This window comes from Rhodanobacter sp. UC4443_H10, from assembly GCF_052978325.1.
The window spans coordinates 1,319,881-1,337,882 of record NZ_CM129668.1; the positions used below are offsets into that span (position 1 = coordinate 1,319,881).

The following is an 18,002-nucleotide window of genomic DNA, read 5'->3' on the forward strand; positions in this document are numbered from 1 at the left end:
CTTGCGGATTGACCCTGCCTCACCCCTGAGCGTGAGTCCATCCGCGGCTCGACGTTTTTGATCCGTCGAAGGCCCTACCGCCTTCCCGGCTCACAGCCAAAACACTCCTTAAGCGTCCTGACTGGCGGCTTTGCGCCTTTTGGCGAAAAACCGACCTCCGCGGATACTAACTGAGCACGATTCCCCGGTGCAATCGGCGCTGCAGCAGTCGTTAAGCCGAATCAACGCGAGGAAACCCAGTCGGCAAGACCCGCCAGGATCGCCGGCAAGTCGGCGCTGTCGGAACCGCCGCCCTGGGCCATGTCGGGTCGACCGCCGCCCTTGCCACCGATCTTCGCCGCGACATGGGCGACCACGTCACCGGCCTTGATCCGGCCCAGCGCCTTGCCGTGTACACCGGCGATCAGCGCGACCTTGCCGTCGGCAGCCCCGGCCAGCAGCACCACGCAATCGCCGAGCTGCTGCTTGAGCTGGTCGACGCTGTCGCGCAGCGACTTTGCGTCGAACCCTTCCAGGCGCGCAGCGACCACCTTGATGCCGTCGACGTCTGCAGCCGAGGCAGTCAGGTCGGCAGTGACGGAACCGGCGGCCTTGCTGCGCAGCGAATCCAGTTCGCGCTCGAGTTTCTTCTGGCGATCGAACAACTGGCGCAGTTTTTCCACGGCGTCGTCGCCGCTGCTGGAGAGCAGACGGGAGAGATCGGCGAGGCGGCGCTCCTCCTCGGCGACATGCGCGAGCGCACCGTCGCCGGTGACCGCCTCGATGCGACGCACGCCGGAGGCGACGCCGGATTCGCCGACGATCTTGAACAGGCCGATGTCGCCGGTGCGGTTGACGTGCGTGCCGCCGCAGAGTTCGGTGGAAAAGTCGCCCATCTTCAGCACGCGCACTTCATCGCCGTACTTTTCGCCGAAGAGTGCCATGGCACCAGTGGCGATCGCCTCGTCGTAACCCATGCGGTGCACCTCGGCGGCCGCGTTGCGGCGCACCTCGGCGTTGACCATCGACTCGACGCGAGCCAATTCCCCGTGGCTCACTGGCTTGGGGTGCGAGAAATCGAAACGCAGGCGCTCCGGCGCCACCAGCGAGCCCTTCTGGGTGACGTGGGTGCCGAGCACCTCGCGCAGCGCCGCATGCAGCAGATGCGTGGCCGAGTGGTTGAGCACGATCGCCTGGCGGCGCGCGGGATCCACCTGGGCGTCGAGCAGGTCGCCGCTGCGCAGCGGTTGCGTGCCGTGCCAGTGGCCGGCGTGGCCGAAGAACACGCCGCCCATCTTCAAGGTGTCGTCGACCGCGAAACAGCCGGACGTGCCGGACAACGTGCCGGTGTCGCCGACCTGGCCGCCGGATTCGGCGTAGAACGGCGTGCGATCCAGGATCAGCAATCCTTCCTCGCCCTCGCCCAGCCGGTCGACATGGCGACCGCCGCGCACGATGCCAAGCACCTTGCCGCCGCGGTCTTCCAAGGCCTCGTAGCCGAGGAACACGGTAGGCGGCAGTTGGCTGGCCAGCTCGGCCGGCATCTGTCCCCTCGCCTCGAACTTGCCGGCGGCGCGGGCGCGTTCGCGCTGCTCGTTCATGGCCTGCTCGAAGCCGGCCATGTCGACGTCGAGGCCGCGCTCGCGTGCGATGTCGGCGGTGAGGTCGACCGGGAAACCGTACGTGTCGTAGAGGCGGAACGCCTCGGCGCCCGGGATGGTCTTGCCGGACTTCGCCGCGGCCTCGTCGAACAGCCGCATGCCGTGTTCCAGCGTTTCGCCGAAACGCTGCTCCTCGGTGCGCAACGCATCCTCGACGATGGCCTGTTTCTCTTTCAGCTCCGGATAGGCCTCGCCCATCTCCTCCACCAGCGGCGCCACCATCTTCCAGAAGAAGTCGCCGCGCACGCCGAGCATCCAGCCGTGCCGCAGCGCGCGGCGGATGATCCGGCGCAGCACGTAGCCGCGCCCCTCGTTGGACGGCAGCACGCCGTCGACGATCAGGAAGGAACAGGCGCGGATGTGGTCGGCAATCACGCGCAGCGACTTGTTGGCCAGGTCGGGCGTGCCGGTGAGTTCGCCGGCGACGCGGATCAGGTGCGCGAACAGGTCGATCTCGTAATTGGAATGCACGTGCTGCAGGATCGCGGCAAGCCGCTCCAGGCCCATGCCGGTATCCACGCACGGCGCCGGCAGCGGGCTCAGCGTACCGTCGGGGGCGCGGTCGAACTGCATGAACACCAGGTTCCAGATTTCGATGTAGCGGTCGCCGTCCTCATCCGGCGAACCGGGCGGACCACCGGCGATGTGCGCGCCGTGGTCGTAGAAGATCTCGGTGCACGGGCCGCACGGGCCGGTGTCGGCCATCTGCCAGAAATTGTCGGAGGCAAACGGCGCGCCCTTGTTGTCACCGATGCGGATGATGCGCTCGACCGGCACGCCGATCTCGTCGCGCCAGATCGCGAAAGCCTCGTCGTCGGTGTGGTAGACGGTGACGGTGAGCCGCTCCGGCGGCAGCTTGAACACCTGGGTCAGCAGCTCCCACGCCCAGCCGATCGCCTCATGCTTGAAGTAATCGCCGAACGACCAGTTGCCGAGCATCTCGAAGAACGTGTGGTGGCGCGCGGTGTAGCCGACCTGGTCCAGATCGTTGTGCTTGCCGCCGGCGCGCAGGCAGCGCTGCACGTCGGCCGCGCGCACGTAGCCGGGTTTCTCGCTGCCGAGGAACACATTCTTGAACTGCACCATGCCGGAGTTGGTGAACATCAAGGTCGGGTCGCTGGCCGGCACCAGTGAACTGGACGGCACGATGGCGTGGCCCCGGGCGCGGAAGAAGTCGAGGAAGGCGGAACGGATTTCGGAGGTTTTCATGCGGATCGCGGTGGCTGGCGGCAGGGGGTCACACCGGCTTGGCGCCAATCGCTCCTCCACCGCCGGGTGGCGATGGATGTCAGGGAAGATCGTCGGCGTCGTCCACTTCGGCGTGGGTAACACGTCGTACTGTGGCGGCGGCAAAGCCGCGGCGCAAGAGGAACTGTGCCCGGCGGGCGCGTTCGGCGGGGTCGTTGGCGCCTGTCTTGCCGTAGCGTCGGCGCAGTTGGGCGGCGGCCGACGCGTCCCAGTCGACCTCCGCCGCGTCCAGCAACTCGCGGATGCGGGCGTCGGCCAGGCCGTGGCTTTTCAGCTCCTGGCGCAGGCGCATGGGTCCGTAGCCCTGGGCAATCCGGCTGCGCAGCAGCACTTCGGCGAAGCGGTCGTCGTCCTGGTAGTGCTGCTCGCCCAAACGATCCAGCGCCGCAGCGGTTTCCTCGCCCTCGTAGCCGCCCTGGCGCAGCTTGGTCTTCAGTTCCTTGCGCGAATGCTCGCGGCGGGCGAGCAGGCCCAGCGCCTTCTCGTAGGCGCTGCGTTGGGGTTTGGTCGGGTTGCCCGCGCCAGGACGCTTGTTCATGTCATGGCCATGCGAACGCATACCGGGTACGGGCAAATTTCCCCCGCCGTTCTGCCTGGGCGTGGCGTGGCGAAGCCGAAGGGCGACCCTTCGACGCCGATCCTGCGGATCCACGCCCGGGCGGACCGACCGGGAAGACATGCATCGTCGCGCCGAGATACGGCACCTGGCCAAAACGCGCATGGCCCGGGCGAGCCGGGCCATGCGCATGCAACGGAACGTCAACCATCACGGCTCACGCTTCCTCGAGCGCCTCTTCGGGACCGGCCGCGGCCGCCTTGCCCACCGGCACCAGCAGGCGTTCGCGCAGCTGCTTGTCGATCTCGTTGGCGATGGCCGGGTTGTCGCGCAGGAACTGGCGCACGTTCTCCTTGCCCTGGCCGATGCGGTCGCCGTTGTAGCTGTACCAGGCGCCGGACTTGTCGATCAGGTTCTGCGCCACGCCCAGCTCGATGATCTCGCCTTCGCGCGAGGTGCCCTCGCCGTACAGGATTTCGAATTCGCACTGGCGGAACGGCGGCGCCACCTTGTTCTTGACCACCTTGACGCGGGTTTCCGAGCCGATGATCTCGTCGCCCTTCTTCACCGCGCCGATGCGGCGGATGTCCAGGCGCACCGAGGCGTAGAACTTCAGCGCGTTGCCGCCGGTGGTGGTCTCGGGGCTGCCGAACATCACGCCGATCTTCATGCGGATCTGGTTGATGAAGATCACCAGGCAGCCGGACTTCTTGATGTTGGCGGTGAGCTTGCGCAGCGCCTGGCTCATCAGGCGCGCGTGCAGGCCGACGTGGGAGTCGCCCATTTCGCCCTCGATTTCCGCCTTCGGGGTGAGCGCGGCGACCGAGTCGACCACCACCATGTCCACCGCGCCCGAGCGCACCAGCATGTCGGCGATTTCCAGCGCCTGCTCGCCGGTGTCGGGCTGCGACACCAGCAGGTCGTCGACCTTGACGCCGAGCTTTTCCGCGTAGGTCGGATCGAGCGCGTGCTCGGCATCGATGAACGCGGCAGTGCCGCCGGCGCGCTGGCAGCTGGCGATGGCCTGCAGGGTCATGGTGGTCTTGCCGGAGGACTCCGGGCCGTAGATCTCGACTACGCGGCCGCGCGGCAGGCCGCCGACGCCCAACGCGATGTCCAGGCCCAGCGAACCGGTGGAAACCGTCTCGATCGCCTCGTTGACGCGGTCACCCATCCGCATCACGGCGCCCTTGCCGAACTGCTTCTCGATCTGGCCGAGGGCGGAGGTGAGCGCCTTGCGCTTGTTGTCATCCATCGTTGGTATTCCGGTTGGGCGGTGAGTGGGAGGCATGATGCCCGGATCGAATCTCACGGGTTGCGATCATGCGGGCTCGGCCGCGCGCGGCAACGGGCCATGATCGGAACGTGCAGTATCCCACACTCGTCAAGCCGGTCCGGCAGCGCGCGGCGCCTCATTCCGTCAGGGTTTTCCGCAAGCCTTCGAGCGCCGCCGCCACGGTTTGCCGGCGCACGGCCTCGCGATCGCCGGAAAAATGGAACATCCGCGCATGGGCGTAACCGCCGCGGCGTTTCCAGCCGATCCAGACCGTACCGACGGGTTTGCCCGGCATGCCGCCGGTCGGGCCGGCGATGCCGGTCACCGCTACCGCCACGCCGGCACCGAAGCGCGCCAGCGCGCCGGCCACCATCTCCAGCACGGTCTCTTCGCTGACCGCGCCGGCATGCTCCAGCGTGCGCGGGTTGACCCCGAGCAGGGCCTCCTTGGCCTCGTAGCTGTAGGTGACCACGCCGGCGTCGAACCAGGCCGAACTGCCCGGCAGGTCGGTCAGCGTCTTGGCGATCCAGCCGCCGCTGCAGGATTCGGCCGTGACCAGCATCAAGCGGCAGCGCTGCACTTCCACGGCCACCTCACCGGCCAGCGCCAGCAGTTCGGCATCGGTGGGAACGGACGGCATATCCATACGGGGCTCCGGGGATGGGGCGTGGTCGTCGCCACGCGCGAACGGCACCGTTCTACCCGTTCCGCGCGACCACGCCAAGACGGCGAGTCGCACGTCGGCGCGAGCCATTCAGCGTGTCGAGGAGTCCACCGACTCGGGCCGCGACCGGGACGGCGGCTTTCCGGCATCCCGGGGGCGGACTGCCGGAATCTCGCCGCCCGCGTCGGCGCCGTGTCGGCCAAGCAGGGTTTCCATCTGCAGTTGCAGGTTTTTCAGCGCCACCGTGTGACGGTGAAGCGCGGCCATGATGGCCCACAGCAGCACGCCGTTGACAATGAGCAGGATGCCAAGACTGGTGAGGGTCATCGGTATGGTTCCCGGTTGCAGCAATCGCGGACGCGTGGCGTCGCTTGTGGACATGGAATGGTCGCTCACCCGTCCGGTGGCGCGACGGATGGCCGGCTCGGCAGAGCCTGCAGGGGATTCAAGCACATTCCAGGCCATGACCACCGTGCGCGCGTGCACGTCTCCCCTGATGACGGTCACCCTGCCGGTTGCGCAAGCGCACCGCGCCGCGAAATCCGACGCGCGCAGCGGGTCATCTGCGCGCAGCCGATACCCCGCGCAGGGATCAGGCGAGCCGTCAGTCGACGGCGGCGGCGTGCGCCATGCGGTCGGGCTGCAGCAGTTCGCGGTATACCGCCAGTGTGCGTTCGATGACGAGGCGTTCGTCGAAATTCGCCAGTACCTTGGCCCGCGCGGCGGCGCCCAGGCGGGCGGCCAGTTCGGGCGCATCGACCAGGCGGGCGATGGCGCGCGCCAACGCGGCGGCGTCATGCGGCGGAATCAGCAGGCCATCGACCTCGTTCGTCACTACCTCGCGGCAGCCCGGCATGTCGGTGGTGATCAGCGGTCGCGCGCAGGCGGCGGCCTCGATCAGCGATTTCGGCAGGCCTTCGCGGTAGTACGTGGGCAGCGCCACGATGTCCACCGAACGGAACAGCTCGCTGGTGTCGTCCACGTGCCCCAGCCACTCGATCACGCCCTCCTCCACCCACTGTTGCAGCGTGGCTTCCGGCACCGCCGCCGGATTGCCCCGATCGGGCATGCCGGCGAGCAGGAAGCGGATGCGGCGGCCGGCCCCACGCAGCAGGCGCGCCGCCTCGACGTATTCGGCCACCCCCTTGTCCCACAGCAGTCGCGCGGCCAGCAAAACGCACGGTTGCGGCCTGCGCGGACCGTCTGCGTTCGCGCGCGGACTGAACCGCGTGCAGTCCACACCCGAGCCCGGGATCAGGTCGATGCGATCGGCACCGATCAGGCCCGATTGCCGAAACATCATCTCGTCGTCCGGATTCTGCAGGATCAGCCGCGTGCGCCGCCCGCGCATGGCCAGACGCAGCGCCGCGCGCACCATCGGCCGCAGGCAGCGCGCCTTGCGGTCGTTGCTGGCGAACACGTAGCCCAGCCCGGCCACCGCATTCACCCGCGCCGGCACGCCGGCGAGCTGCGCGGCAAGCGAGCCGTACACCGCGCACTTGATCGTGAAGCCATGCATCAGCGCCGGGCGCTCGCGCCGGAACAGCCGCACCAGGCTCGCCAGCAGTTGCAGTTCGCGGGCGGGATTCAGGCTGCGCCGATCCATCCCTGCCAGCGGCTGCCAGCGCAGGCCAAGGCCGCGCAGCCGCTCGCCGTACGCGCCGGACGGCGACACCAGCAGCACCTCGTAGCCGCTGGACTGCGCGGCCAGCGCCAATGAGCGGCGGAAGTTGTAGAGGTACCAGTCGGTGTTGGCGAAAAAGACGATCTTCACGGTGGGTATCGAGCCTCCTCAGTGTGCCTGCCTTTGCGCCAGCGGGTCGGCAGCGCTCGCCGTGCAGGACGCGCGCATCGCATGGATGGCGGCGGTGTACTGCGGAAAGTCGGCGGTGACCGGCGCGCCGCCATAGGGGCCGTCGGCCTGCCACGCGCTGCCGTAGCCGTAGATCCACACGTAGTCTTCCGCCGCGCTGTAGGCGGACCGCAGGTGCTCGGCGAATGCCTGCGGCGTATCGCGGGCGGACTTGTCGGTGTAGGAATGCCCCAGCGGCCACAGTCCGGGAGCCACGCTGAGGCCGCTGCGACTGGCCTGTTCGGCGCCCATGAAGACGTCGTAGTTGCGCTGCGTCTGGCGTACCGGCGTGGCCATGTCCGAGCCGTCGTAGGTGACTTCGGTCGCAATCACCACATGCGCCCAGTTCGCCGACAGCAACCCGTGCAGGAACGGGATGGCCAGCGCATAGCCGCCATGCCAGAAATGACGCGAGGGGCCCGGATCGGTGCCGAACTTCGAGACCAGTTCGTCGAGCGGCGTGCGCGGATAGTTCTGGTGAAGCGCGTCCTTGATGACGACCAGGGTCATCTGCGGATAGGCCGCCCGCATGGCCTCGGCGATCGCGCTTGCCTCGGCCTGCACGGTGGCGGACAGTTCGCCGCTGTCGACCCAGGTCGGCTCGTACGGCTCCAGGTCGATCGCGATGCCCTTGAGCCCTGCATGCCGCGCCAGCGCCGCGGCGTGCGAGAAGTTCCGCACCACCTGTTTCAACCCATCCGGGTCATGCCAGTCGATCGGCTTGTACAACGCCACCTTGATGAAGTTGTCGGTCACGCCGTGGCGGGCATAGACGGACTGGAACAGGCCCAGTTGCCGCCACAACTTGCTGTCCGTGCGGGTGCCGACATCGTCCTGCCAGGAGGCCATGACGCGGTTGACGAAGAATCCCTGCACGCCGACCGTGTCGCCCCAATAGGCAGCCTGCCCGTCGGTCGCCTGGGTGTGGAAATTGGTGCCGTCGAACATCAGCAGTTTCGGGCAGCCTGCGCTGACGGGCCTGGCTGCGAACAGCAGCAGCGCGACCGCGCCGAGCAACGCCCGCGTTGCGCGCGGCGACGCATGCACCCCCCTCATGGCGTGGAACCCGGTGCGTCGGCTGCGCCGAACACGCCGGCCCGGCCGCGCCGGGAGCGCAACAGGAACACCATCTCCTGCGACAGCGCAGGCGCGATCCATATTTGCCGGAGCACCTCGAAATCCGCTGACAGCTCGGCATGCGCCTGCCGGACGCTGCAGAAGCACAGCGGGTCCCGCCCGCCGCCGAACACCGCCGCGCGCAGTTCACGCCGTTTCTTGTGGAAACCGGTTTCGATCCCGTACGAGACGATGGTGCAAGGCGCGATCCGGGCGAACTCGCGCAGCATCCGCCGGCGCAGACCCGAAGGCACGCGGTGCATCAGCCGCAGGCACACCACCACGTCGAACGACCCTTCGCGGAAGCGCGCCAGGTCGGTCGCGTCCTCCACCTGGAAGCGCGCATCGGTGCAGCCGGCGCGAGCGTATTCGGCCTCGGCCAGTTTCAGCATGCTGGCGGAGATGTCCGAGGCCACCACGCGCGTACCCCGCGCGGCGAAGATGCCGGCGAGCTTGCCGGTGCCGGCCGGCAGGTCCAGCGCGGTGCGGTGCGGCACCTGGTCGAGCAGGGTTTCGATGGCTCGCCGCTCGCGTCGCGCGACCAGCCGCGAGGGAAGATTGCGCCACCCTTTCGGCGACATGAACATCTGGTGGTAACGCCGCGCCGTATCGTCGTTCTGATAGAAGCCGCGGGTATCGCGCTCATAGTCAAAATTCATGGTTTGCGGCCCAGTGGTTGAGTTGCATGAAATAGCCGGCCAGATACGGTCGGCCAATGACCCGCCTGGCGCCCGCCATGTTGCGCAGCGCCTTCTGCGCAAAATGTCGACGCATGGCGATCGTCTCGCGCAGGAAATAAGTGAGCAGGGTGCCGTCGAGCAGGAAGCCGGCGGCATCCTCGTAGGCGGCGAGCAGGTCCTCCACGTCGAATCCCTGCCACAGCGTGACGCCGCCGCCCTGCCCCCAGTTGATCATCAGCAGGGAGATCACGAACCGCGCCACGTCGTCCTCCGGCATGCCGAGGTAGACGTGCTGCGGGTCGAAGAACAACCAGTCCTCGCGCTCCTCGTCGTAGCGGAAATTGCGCACTTCGAAACCGCCGATGAAGAGCGTGCGCTCGCGTTCGCCAATGCGCCGTGCGACCTCCGCGTCGGGCACCAGGTAGCCGTCGTGCAGGTAGTCCTTGGCCGGGTAGCCGGCCGGATTCGAGCGCGCGCGATGCAATTGCGCCAGCACCACCATCGCCTTGCGCAAGGCTTGCGCTCGATGCCGCGCGCCGAAGGCACCGTGCTTCTGCTGCAGCATCGGGCGCAGGTCTGGCCCGGAGAGTCGCGGATAGACCACGCATGCATGGTCGAGCCGCAACGGCGTGCAGACGTGTTCGCTCAGCTCCCGCAGCAGCAGCGCGTCGGCGTACTCGCGGCCGGCCTTTTCCATGCACGTCGGGTCCAGCCAGTCGCGCAGCGGGTCGTCGCTGCGGCGGAATATCTTGTAGAAGCGGTCCGCCGACGAGGCCACCCAGGATTCCTTGCGTGGCGTGAAGGCAAGCTCGGCGAGCCACCCCGCGGAGCCGGTCGGCGGCACCCGTTCGGACGCTGTGTTCTGTCCGTTCATGTCGTCAGCTCGCCATGCCACGTCAAAAGCCCGCCGGCGCGTGCGAGCCGCACGCGTTCGCGACCGCATCGCGCGGGTGCGCGTCCGGCTGCCGGGTTTCCCGCAGCCAGGCCTGGAACATCAGCACGTCCCACAGCCGGCCGCCCTCCTGCACCCGCCCCGCCAGGTGGTCGACGAACATCGCGCGCACGTATTCGGGTTCGAAGTAACCCTCCTCGCGCAACCGTGCCGGTTCCAGCAGCGCTTCGGCCCACTCGCGCAGCGGCCCGCGCAGCCACTCGCCCATCGGCACGCCGAAGCCCTTCTTGGGGCGGTCAATCAGCGCGCGCGGCACGTGCCGGTACAGCACCTGGCGCAACAGCCACTTGCCCTCGCCGCCGCGCACTTTCTGCCGCATCGGCACGCGCCAGGCGAACTCGGCCACGCGGTGATCCAGCAGCGGCACGCGCGCCTCCAGGCTCACCGCCATGCTGGCGCGATCGACCTTGGTCAGCACGTCGCCCGGCAGGTAGCTGACCAGGTCGCTGTACATCATCCGCTCGAACACCTCCCGCACCTGCGGCCCCAGCTCGGGGTGGCTCAGCCCGGTCGGCGGCTCCTCGCCGTGCAGCACCACGCGAGCGGGATCGCGCAAATGCGACATCAGCAGGCGATAGCGCTGCTCCTGTGGCCCGGCGTCGAGCATGCTGGCGAGCACGCCGATCTTGGAGCGCGGCCGCTTCAGGCGGATGCGCGCCGGTACGCAGCGATTGGCGCCGGCGAGCAGCGACTCGTAGAAACCGGCGCGATGCGACAGCGAGCGCGCGAGCCGCCGCTGCAACCCCGCCGGTATCCAGTCCAGGCCGCGCTCGATCGCGCGCGCCTTGAAATAGCGCTCGTAACCGCCGAACAACTCATCGCCGCCGTCACCGGAGAGACTCACCGTCACCTGGCGCCGGGCCAGCCGCGACAGCAGGTAGGTCGGTATCTGCGAGGAATCGGAGAACGGCTCGTCGAACATCGACGGCAACTTCGGCACCACGTCCAGCGCGTCGCGCGCGGTCACGTACAACTCGTGGTGCTCGGTGCCAAGGTGTTCGGCCACGGCGCGGGCGTAACCCGCTTCGTCGTAGCCCTTCTCGTGGAAGCCGATGGAGAAGGTCTGCACCGGCCGCATCGACTGCGCCTGCATCAGCGCCACCACCAGCGAGGAATCCACGCCGCCGGAGAGGAACGCGCCCAGCGGCACGTCGGCCTCCATGCGCAGGCCGACCGCGTCGAGCAGGAGTTTCTCCAGCTCGTCGGCGGCCGCGGCGTCGGACAGGTGCAGGCGATCGGCCACGCCGGCCTGCGCGACCTCGCGGGCCGACCAGTAGACTTGCGCCCGCGTGGCGAGCGTCGACGCGTCGACGCGCGAGGCGGCCATCCCCTGGTCCACGCTCAGCCAGGTGCCCGGCAGCAGCTTGCGGATGCCCCGGTAGATGGCGTGCGGTGCGCCGATGTAGTTGTGCCGCAGCAGCAGGCACAGCGCGTCGCGGTCGACCGGGTTGGCGAACCGCGGGCAGCGCCGCAGCGCCTTCAGCTCGGAGCCGAACACGAACAGCGAACCCACCCAGCCGTAATAGAGCGGCTTGATGCCGAGCCGGTCGCGCACCAGGGCGAGCGTGCGCTCGCGGCGATCCCACAACGCGAAAGCGAACATGCCCACGAAGCGCCTGACCGCCGCTTCCAGCCCCCATTGCTCGATCGCCGCCAGCATCACCTCCGTGTCCGAGTGCCCGCGGAACGTCGCGCCGAGCGGCGTCAGCTCGCGGCGCAGGCGGTGATGGTTGTAGACCTCGCCGTTGAACACGATCACGTAGCGTCCACTGGCCGAAGTCATCGGCTGGTGGCCACCCGGTGTCGGGTCGATCACCGAAAGACGCCGATGGCCGAGCGCCACGCCTGCCGCGGCATCCTGGAAATGGCCGTCGTCGTCCGGGCCGCGATGGCTCAGCGCGTCGGTCATGCGCCGCACGATGGCGCCGCCGTCTTCGGCGGTGAAGGCGTGGGAGGCATCCCAGAAGCCGGCTATTCCGCACATGCTTGTCGCTCCTGCACGATGGACGAATACAGATCGGCGTAACGCCGCGTGCGCAGCCTGGCCGTGTAGTTGTCGACGATGCGCTGGCGCGCGCGCAGACCCAGTTGGTGCCGCTCGCGCGGCGACAGCGCGGCCAGGCTGGCCCAGCCGGCGCAGAGCGCGGCGGAATCGCGCGCCGGCACCACCACACCGGTGTCGGCCACGATCAGCGGCACATCGCCCACGTCGGTGGCCACGCACGGCACGCCGCAGGCCATCGCCTCGGCCACCGCATTGGGGAAGGCCTCGCCGCGCGAGGCCAGGGTGGCGATGTCGAACGCCGCGTTGATCGCGGGGATGTCCTGGCGCCGGCCGAGCAGGCGCACATGGGTGCGCAATTGCAAGGCGTCGACCTGGCTGGCGAGTTCCGCATTCGCGGCGGTCGCGCCGTCGCCGACCAGCACGAACACGCTGTCGGGATGGCTTTCCCGGAACAGCTTCGCTGCGTGCAGGAAGTTGCCGTGATCCTTGGTCGGATGCACGCGCGCCACCATGCCGATCACCAGGCCATCGCCCGGCACCGCCAGCTCCTCGCGGATGCGCGCGCGCGCCGCCGGGTCCGGCACCAGCACGCCGGTGTCGTAACCGTTGGGAATCACCACCGTGCGCAAGCGGCTGAAGCCGTAGTCCTCGTGCTGCGAGGCGCTGAGCTGGGAGGCATACAGCACGCAGCTGGGCCGCGTCGAGAACACCGCGTTGAGGCGGATCACCACGCGCGTCAGCGGCTTGTCGGTGGCCAGGTCGGTCAGTGAATGGTGCACGCTCCACAGGTGCGGCACGGACTGCCCCCACAGCGCCAGCGAGGTGAGCAGGTGCGCGTGGTACATCCAGGCATGGACCAGGTCGGCCGACTCGTGCGCCAGCAATCGCCGCAGCCGCATCACGTCGCCGGGGCCGGCGCGGCCGGGCCGGATGCCCATGTGGTGCACCCGGGCAGATTCGGCCAGGCGCGCGCTCAGCGTCCCCTCGCCGCCCAGCACCACCACCGCATGCCGGTACGCCGGGGCGGGCAATGATTCGAGCAGGCGACACAGCGCGATCTCGGCGCCGCCGGCGTTCAACCCGGTGATGACGTGGCAGATCTTCACGCCGGCACCCCCACGCGGGGCGACGCCAACCACCGCGTCACCGCGAGCTCGCGTTTCTCCAGCGCCTGCCGCGCAAGCATGAAGCTGATGACGAGGATGATCGTCGGGCTTTCCAGCAGGTTGTGCGAGAAGAAGCTGGCGATCACCAGTTGCAACACCAGCACGCGCTGCAGCCCCGACGTGGCCCGCCACAACACGACCAGCAAGGCCAGGTAGAAAGCCAGCCCGAACACGCCGCCCTCGACCAGGAAACGCAGGTACATGTCGTGCGGCCCGACCGGAAACGCCCACTCGTAGACATAGCCGCTGCCATGCCCGAACAGCGGGCTCCGCGCCGCCTCGTGCAGCGAGAACCAGACCAGGTCCATGCGGGTGGCAGCCGAATCGCCCGACAGCGAGGAGCCGCCCACGCCCATGCGCGCCAGCGTGTTCGGATCGAGATAGCGGGCGAACGACGTGCCGGCCAGCAGTTCGCCCAGCTCGCCGCTGAACAGGGACAGCAGGATGCCGATGCCGGCCAGCGTGGACAGCGTCATCACGGCGAGCTTCCACTTCGCGCCGTGCGTGCGATCGTGCCGGCCCAGCCAGATCAGCGCCACGCCCCACATGATCCACGCCGATCGCGAGAACGTGACCAGCACGCCGACGCCGCAGACCAGCACGAACAGCCAGCGCAAGCGCGCCGGCACGCTGTCCATGCCGCACAACATCACCAGCGCGAGCGCATAGCCGGCCACGTTGGGGTTGATGTACAGCCCGGCCGCGCGCCCGGGCACGTTGGAGAACCGCGGATGGATGAAATCGAGCAGGTTCATGCCGGCGGCGAACAGGGCCAGCAGCAGGAACATCCCGCCCAGCATGTGCAACCGCCGCGGATGCACCATCAGCGTGGCGAACGCCATGCCGATCGCCGCCATCTCGATCAGCGTGATCAGCGCCTGCAACGCGGTATGGCTCTGCGAGGACTGCAGGAAGATCAGCACGCCATACACGATGTAGAGCAGCAGCCAGATGACGAAGCGACGCGTGCCGCCGTCGCGCAGGATGGCCAGCGACTGCGCCGCCGCGCCCTGGGCCACCGCATAGAAGGCGGCAAAGCCGATCACCGCCACGTAGGAATAGAGCGGCTTGAGGCCGCGCGTGGTGAACAGGAAATCGCTGGCATCGCTGCCGAACCACAGCACGAAGGCTGCCAACAGGAGGTCCACCGGCGTGCGCGGCAGGAAGCGGGCGTTCACGACGTCGCCCCGCCCAGCGTGCAGTGGCGACGATGCACCTCTTCCAGCACGCGCTCCGAATGGCCGACCAGCCGCGCAGTGCTGAACTGGTCGACGACGCGCGCGCGTGCAGCGTGCGCCGCCGCGAACGGATCGCGCGCCATCCGCTCACGCATCCGCGCGATGCCGTCGCGCAGCGCCACCGGGTCGCCGGCCGGCACGACGATGCCGGTGTCCCCCACCAGATCTGCCGAATCGCCGACGTCGGTGACCACGCACGGCCGTCCGCACGCCATCGCCTCGGCGACCACGTTCGGAAAGCCTTCGCCGCGCGAGGAGGACGCCAGGATGTCGATCGCGCTGTAGGCCGCGGCCATGTCCTCGCACGGGCCGGCCCAGACCAGGCGCTCGGCCAGCCCCAGCCCGCGCGCCAGTGCCTGCAGTTGCTCGGCGTAACCCGCATCGCCGCCGCCGACGCAGACGAAACGCCAGCGCGCATCGTCCGCCAGCCCCGCGATCGCCTGCAGGAAGGTCGGGTGGTCCTTCATCGGATCGAGCCGCCCGACCAGCCCCACCAGCAGCGCAGTGTCGGGCACCTCCCACGCGCGCCGCATCCGCGCGCGCGAGGCCGCGTCGAAGCGGAAGTGTCCGGTGTCGATGCCGTTGGCGATCACCACCAGCCGGTCGGCGGGATAACCCTGCGCGCCATGCAGCGTGGAGCCGGCGCGGGAGTTGAAGATGATCCGGTCCGCGCGGCGCGCCATGCGGCAACTCAGCGCAAAGGTGGCGCGCGACATCCAGTCGTAGCGCTGCCGGTCGATGAACGAGGAGCGCACGCCCCAGACCACGCGCGAACCCGGGCTGGCCAGCGGCGCGAACAGCGACAGCAGATTGCCGACGGTGAGGTAGCCGTGCACGATGTCCGGCCGGTACCCGCGCAAGGCGCGCGCCAGGCGCCACAGGAAACCGGCCACGTCCCAGCGCCCGCGCTTGTGCAGGTCGATGATCGGCACGCCGCCGCGCTCCAGCTCGTGCTGGAACGGGCCGCCGGCGTAGAAGCAGGCCACCGCCACCTCCCAGCCGTCGCGGCGCAGGCCGATCGCCAGCGTCGCCAGCTGCCGCTCGGCGCCGCCACGGCCGAGCGAACGGATCAGGAACAGCACGCGCGGCTTGCGCGCGTCGTCCGCGCCGTTCGACGGCACAGTTGCGCGCACGCGCACCGGGCACTGCGCCACCACGCGCGTCACCAGCGACTGCCAGCGGGCGAACACCGAGGCCAGCGAATGGGTGTGGCGCACCTCGATGGCGCGTGCGCCAAGGCGCCGCCGCAGCGCCTCGTCGTGCATCAGCGTGCCGAGCCCGGCGGCCAGCGCGGGCGCATCGGCCACCGGCACCAGCCAGCCGTTGCTGCCGTGCTCGATGATCTCGCGCGGGCCGGTCTCGCAATCGGTGCTGACGCAGGCCAGGCCCAGCGACATCGCCTCCAGCAGCACATTGGGCATGCCCTCGAAACGCGAGGAGAGCACGAAGATGTCGGCCTCGCGCATCGCGCCGGCGAGGTCGTCGTCGAACCCGGCCAGCTCCACGCTGGCGCCGAGGCCGAGCCGGTCGATCTGTTCGCTCAGCGCCGCACGCATCGAGCCTTCGCCGGTGATGCGCAGGCGCCAGTGCGGGTGCGTCGCGGCGAGCGTGGCCCAGGCGCCGATCAGGATGTCGAAACCCTTCTGCGCCTCCAGCCGGCCGGACGCCAGCACGATGCGCCCTGGCCCGCGCGGGGTCCGAGGCGCGCCGGCCAGCGGCAGCTCGCGCACCGGGTTGGGGATCACCTCGACCGGACGTTGCAGGCGCGCCTCCAGGTCGTCGGCGCCGCGGCGCGTCTGCGCCACCACGGCGGCGGCGCGACGGCAGAGCACGCGGTACAGGAGCCGCCAGGGCGCCCGCGGCGGATGCGCCGCGACGAACACCCGCTCCGAAACGATCACCGGCACGCGCCAGCCGGTGACGGCAAGCACCACCATCAGGTTGGTGGTAGTGGTGAAGCTGACGATGACATCGGGCCGCGCCGCGCGCAGCGCATGGCGCAGCGCGCGCAGCCGCAGCACATTGCTGCGCAGCGCCACCAACGCATGCGGCGAGGGCGCCGCCACGTCCAGCCCCACCCGCTGCACCGCCGCGTGCAGCGGGTACTTGTCGCCATGGCTGCGCGCCAGCGTGATCAGGGTCACGGCCGCGCCGTCGGCCACCCACGCATTGGCCAGCGTGGCCATCACGCGCTCGGCGCCGCCGCCGCCCATTGTCGGAATGACCAGCGCCACCCTCATCGCGGCACCCCCTTTGCCGGTACGCCGAAGATCGACGGATCGATGCCCAGTCGCGCGCGCACCGCGCGCCACGCCAGGGCGCGCCAGACCAGCAGCGACGCCACTGCGCCGATCGCCGCGCCGGTCGCGCCGAGGCTGGGCACCAGCAGCCATGCCACCGCCGCATTGGCGGCCACGCCCACCAGCACCAGCATCGAGGCCCGCCGCTGGAACCTGGTCATCGACAACATGAAGCCGACCTCACCCAGCGAGGTGGTGGCGCAGTAGCCGCACAGCAGGATCAGCAACGGCACATAGGCCGCGTCGAAGCCCGGGCCGAACAGCCCCAGCAACCAGTGCCCGGCGACGCCGAAGCCCAGGCTCACGGCGAGCGCGCCGGCGAAGGAGAAACGCGCAGCGCGGGTGGCCACCAGCTGCAGGCCGCCCATGTCGTGCGCGTCGTAGCGCTCGGCGATCATCGGCGCGAGCACCACGTTGGCCGCGCTCTGGGCGAACAGCGCAAAGCCGGCCATGCGCACCGCGGCGTAATACGGGCCGACGTCGCCAGGACCCATCAGCGCGCCCAGGATGAGCACGTCCAGACGGCTGCCGGAAACCACGATGATCGACAGCATCGACATCTGCGAGCCGACGACCAGCCAGCGGCGGATCTCGTACGCGGGCGCCGCCGCCCTGCCCTGCTCGGGCCAGCTGCGCTGCAGGTGCCGCGCCGAGCCGGCCAGCGCCAGCGCCGCGGCTGCCAGCGACGCCGCCGCCGCCCACGGCGCGTCGATCTCGCGCACGCTCAACACCAGCACGCCCAGCAACACGATCAGCAGCAGCGGACGCCCCAGCGTCTGGTACAGCCCGCTGACCACCGGTCGCTTGAACGCCCGGTGCAACGCCCCGCTCTGCTGCAGCTGGGTCAACACCGGCAGCATCGCGAAGCCGATGTAGAAGGTGTGCCGCCAGCTCGCACTCTGATTCGCGCCGAGCACGTGCACCACCACGCAGCCGCCCAGCGCGATGCAGCAGCTGGTGGCCAGCACGATCATGCCCACGCCCCGCCGCAGGCCGTGCACCTTGCCCCACGCGCCCTCGCGGATATAGGACGGCAGCAACCGGATCATGCTGATGTCCTGGCCGGCCTGCGCGATCACCGCCAGCACGCTGACCCAGCTGAACATCAGCGCGTAGACGCCGAACTCGTGCCGCCCGATGACCCGCGCCATCACCAGGTTGGCCAGAAAGCTCAGCCCGGTGCCGCCGACGGTGACGAGGAACGCACCGGAGGCGCCGCGCTTGAGCAGCTGCAAGCTGGACGCGTGCAGTGCCGGCAGCGAGCCGATCGTGCGGGCGGCGGCGGTGTCATTCATGGCTTCCACCGAGG

14 protein-coding genes are annotated in these 18,002 nt (G+C 69.4%); all 14 read right to left on the minus strand.

Going from position 1 to position 18,002, the window contains the following annotated elements; all coding sequences use genetic code 11:
* Positions 1–221 precede the first annotated feature (221 nt).
* Complete coding sequence (gene alaS / locus ACVCMB_RS06350) at positions 222–2,849, minus strand: alanine--tRNA ligase (protein ID WP_447106436.1); 2,628 nt, start codon at positions 2,847–2,849, stop codon at positions 222–224.
* A 79-nt stretch (positions 2,850–2,928) separates the two neighbouring features.
* The gene (locus tag ACVCMB_RS06355; RefSeq protein ID WP_395119579.1) at positions 2,929–3,426 is read right to left on the minus strand and encodes a regulatory protein RecX; all 498 of its coding nucleotides are present in this window, start codon (positions 3,424–3,426) and stop codon (positions 2,929–2,931) included.
* 235 nt (positions 3,427–3,661) lie between these two features.
* The gene (gene recA / locus ACVCMB_RS06360; RefSeq protein ID WP_395119580.1) at positions 3,662–4,699 is read right to left on the minus strand and encodes a recombinase RecA; all 1,038 of its coding nucleotides are present in this window, start codon (positions 4,697–4,699) and stop codon (positions 3,662–3,664) included.
* Between the two features lie 157 nt (positions 4,700–4,856).
* Positions 4,857–5,366, minus strand: coding sequence for a CinA family protein (locus tag ACVCMB_RS06365; protein ID WP_395119581.1), 510 nt, complete (start codon positions 5,364–5,366; stop codon positions 4,857–4,859).
* Between the two features lie 108 nt (positions 5,367–5,474).
* Positions 5,475–5,711, minus strand: coding sequence for a hypothetical protein (locus ACVCMB_RS06370; RefSeq protein WP_395119582.1), 237 nt, complete (start codon positions 5,709–5,711; stop codon positions 5,475–5,477).
* Between the two features lie 277 nt (positions 5,712–5,988).
* Positions 5,989–7,158, minus strand: coding sequence for a glycosyltransferase family 4 protein (locus ACVCMB_RS06375; RefSeq protein ID WP_447098443.1), 1,170 nt, complete (start codon positions 7,156–7,158; stop codon positions 5,989–5,991).
* 18 nt (positions 7,159–7,176) lie between these two features.
* Entirely contained in the window at positions 7,177–8,292 is a 1,116-nt protein-coding gene (locus ACVCMB_RS06380) for a hypothetical protein (RefSeq protein ID WP_447106438.1), read from the minus strand.
* Positions 8,289–9,068, minus strand: coding sequence for a class I SAM-dependent methyltransferase (locus ACVCMB_RS06385; RefSeq protein WP_447110591.1), 780 nt, complete (start codon positions 9,066–9,068; stop codon positions 8,289–8,291). Before ACVCMB_RS06385 ends, ACVCMB_RS06380 begins: the two co-directional genes overlap by 4 nt.
* A complete protein-coding gene (locus tag ACVCMB_RS06390) occupies positions 9,001–9,906 on the minus strand; it encodes a hypothetical protein (protein ID WP_447106440.1) in 906 nt (301 codons plus the stop codon). The genes ACVCMB_RS06385 and ACVCMB_RS06390 overlap by 68 nt, the downstream gene beginning before the upstream one ends.
* 22 nt (positions 9,907–9,928) lie before the next feature.
* On the minus strand, positions 9,929–11,968 hold the full coding sequence (gene asnB / locus ACVCMB_RS06395; protein WP_447106441.1) for an asparagine synthase (glutamine-hydrolyzing): 2,040 nt from the start codon (positions 11,966–11,968) through the stop codon (positions 9,929–9,931).
* Complete coding sequence (locus ACVCMB_RS06400; protein ID WP_447106442.1) at positions 11,956–13,095, minus strand: glycosyltransferase family 4 protein; 1,140 nt, start codon at positions 13,093–13,095, stop codon at positions 11,956–11,958. The genes asnB and ACVCMB_RS06400 overlap by 13 nt, the downstream gene beginning before the upstream one ends.
* On the minus strand, positions 13,092–14,333 hold the full coding sequence (locus tag ACVCMB_RS06405) for an O-antigen ligase family protein (RefSeq protein WP_447106443.1): 1,242 nt from the start codon (positions 14,331–14,333) through the stop codon (positions 13,092–13,094). Before ACVCMB_RS06405 ends, ACVCMB_RS06400 begins: the two co-directional genes overlap by 4 nt.
* Positions 14,330–16,633 (minus strand): glycosyltransferase, encoded by a 2,304-nt coding sequence (locus tag ACVCMB_RS06410; RefSeq protein WP_447106444.1) that lies wholly within the window; start codon positions 16,631–16,633, stop codon positions 14,330–14,332. The genes ACVCMB_RS06405 and ACVCMB_RS06410 overlap by 4 nt, the downstream gene beginning before the upstream one ends.
* Positions 16,630–17,988, minus strand: a complete 1,359-nt coding sequence (locus ACVCMB_RS06415) for a lipopolysaccharide biosynthesis protein (protein ID WP_447106445.1) — start codon at positions 17,986–17,988, stop codon at positions 16,630–16,632. The genes ACVCMB_RS06410 and ACVCMB_RS06415 overlap by 4 nt, the downstream gene beginning before the upstream one ends.
* Positions 17,989–18,002 lie beyond the last annotated feature (14 nt).

Bases quoted from the DNA above. Each gene is read 5' to 3' on its own strand.
- alaS (WP_447106436.1), bottom strand. From the start codon at position 2,849: ATGAAAACCTCCGAAATCCGTTCCGCCTTCCTCGACTTCTTCCGCGCC.
- ACVCMB_RS06355 (WP_395119579.1), bottom strand. From the start codon at position 3,426: ATGAACAAGCGTCCTGGCGCGGGCAACCCGACCAAACCCCAACGCAGC.
- recA (WP_395119580.1), bottom strand. From the start codon at position 4,699: ATGGATGACAACAAGCGCAAGGCGCTCACCTCCGCCCTCGGCCAGATC.
- ACVCMB_RS06365 (WP_395119581.1), bottom strand. From the start codon at position 5,366: ATGGATATGCCGTCCGTTCCCACCGATGCCGAACTGCTGGCGCTGGCC.
- ACVCMB_RS06370 (WP_395119582.1), bottom strand. From the start codon at position 5,711: ATGACCCTCACCAGTCTTGGCATCCTGCTCATTGTCAACGGCGTGCTG.
- ACVCMB_RS06380 (WP_447106438.1), bottom strand. From the start codon at position 8,292: ATGAGGGGGGTGCATGCGTCGCCGCGCGCAACGCGGGCGTTGCTCGGC.
- ACVCMB_RS06390 (WP_447106440.1), bottom strand. From the start codon at position 9,906: ATGAACGGACAGAACACAGCGTCCGAACGGGTGCCGCCGACCGGCTCC.
- asnB (WP_447106441.1), bottom strand. From the start codon at position 11,968: ATGTGCGGAATAGCCGGCTTCTGGGATGCCTCCCACGCCTTCACCGCC.
- ACVCMB_RS06410 (WP_447106444.1), bottom strand. From the start codon at position 16,633: ATGAGGGTGGCGCTGGTCATTCCGACAATGGGCGGCGGCGGCGCCGAG.
- ACVCMB_RS06415 (WP_447106445.1), bottom strand. From the start codon at position 17,988: ATGAATGACACCGCCGCCGCCCGCACGATCGGCTCGCTGCCGGCACTG.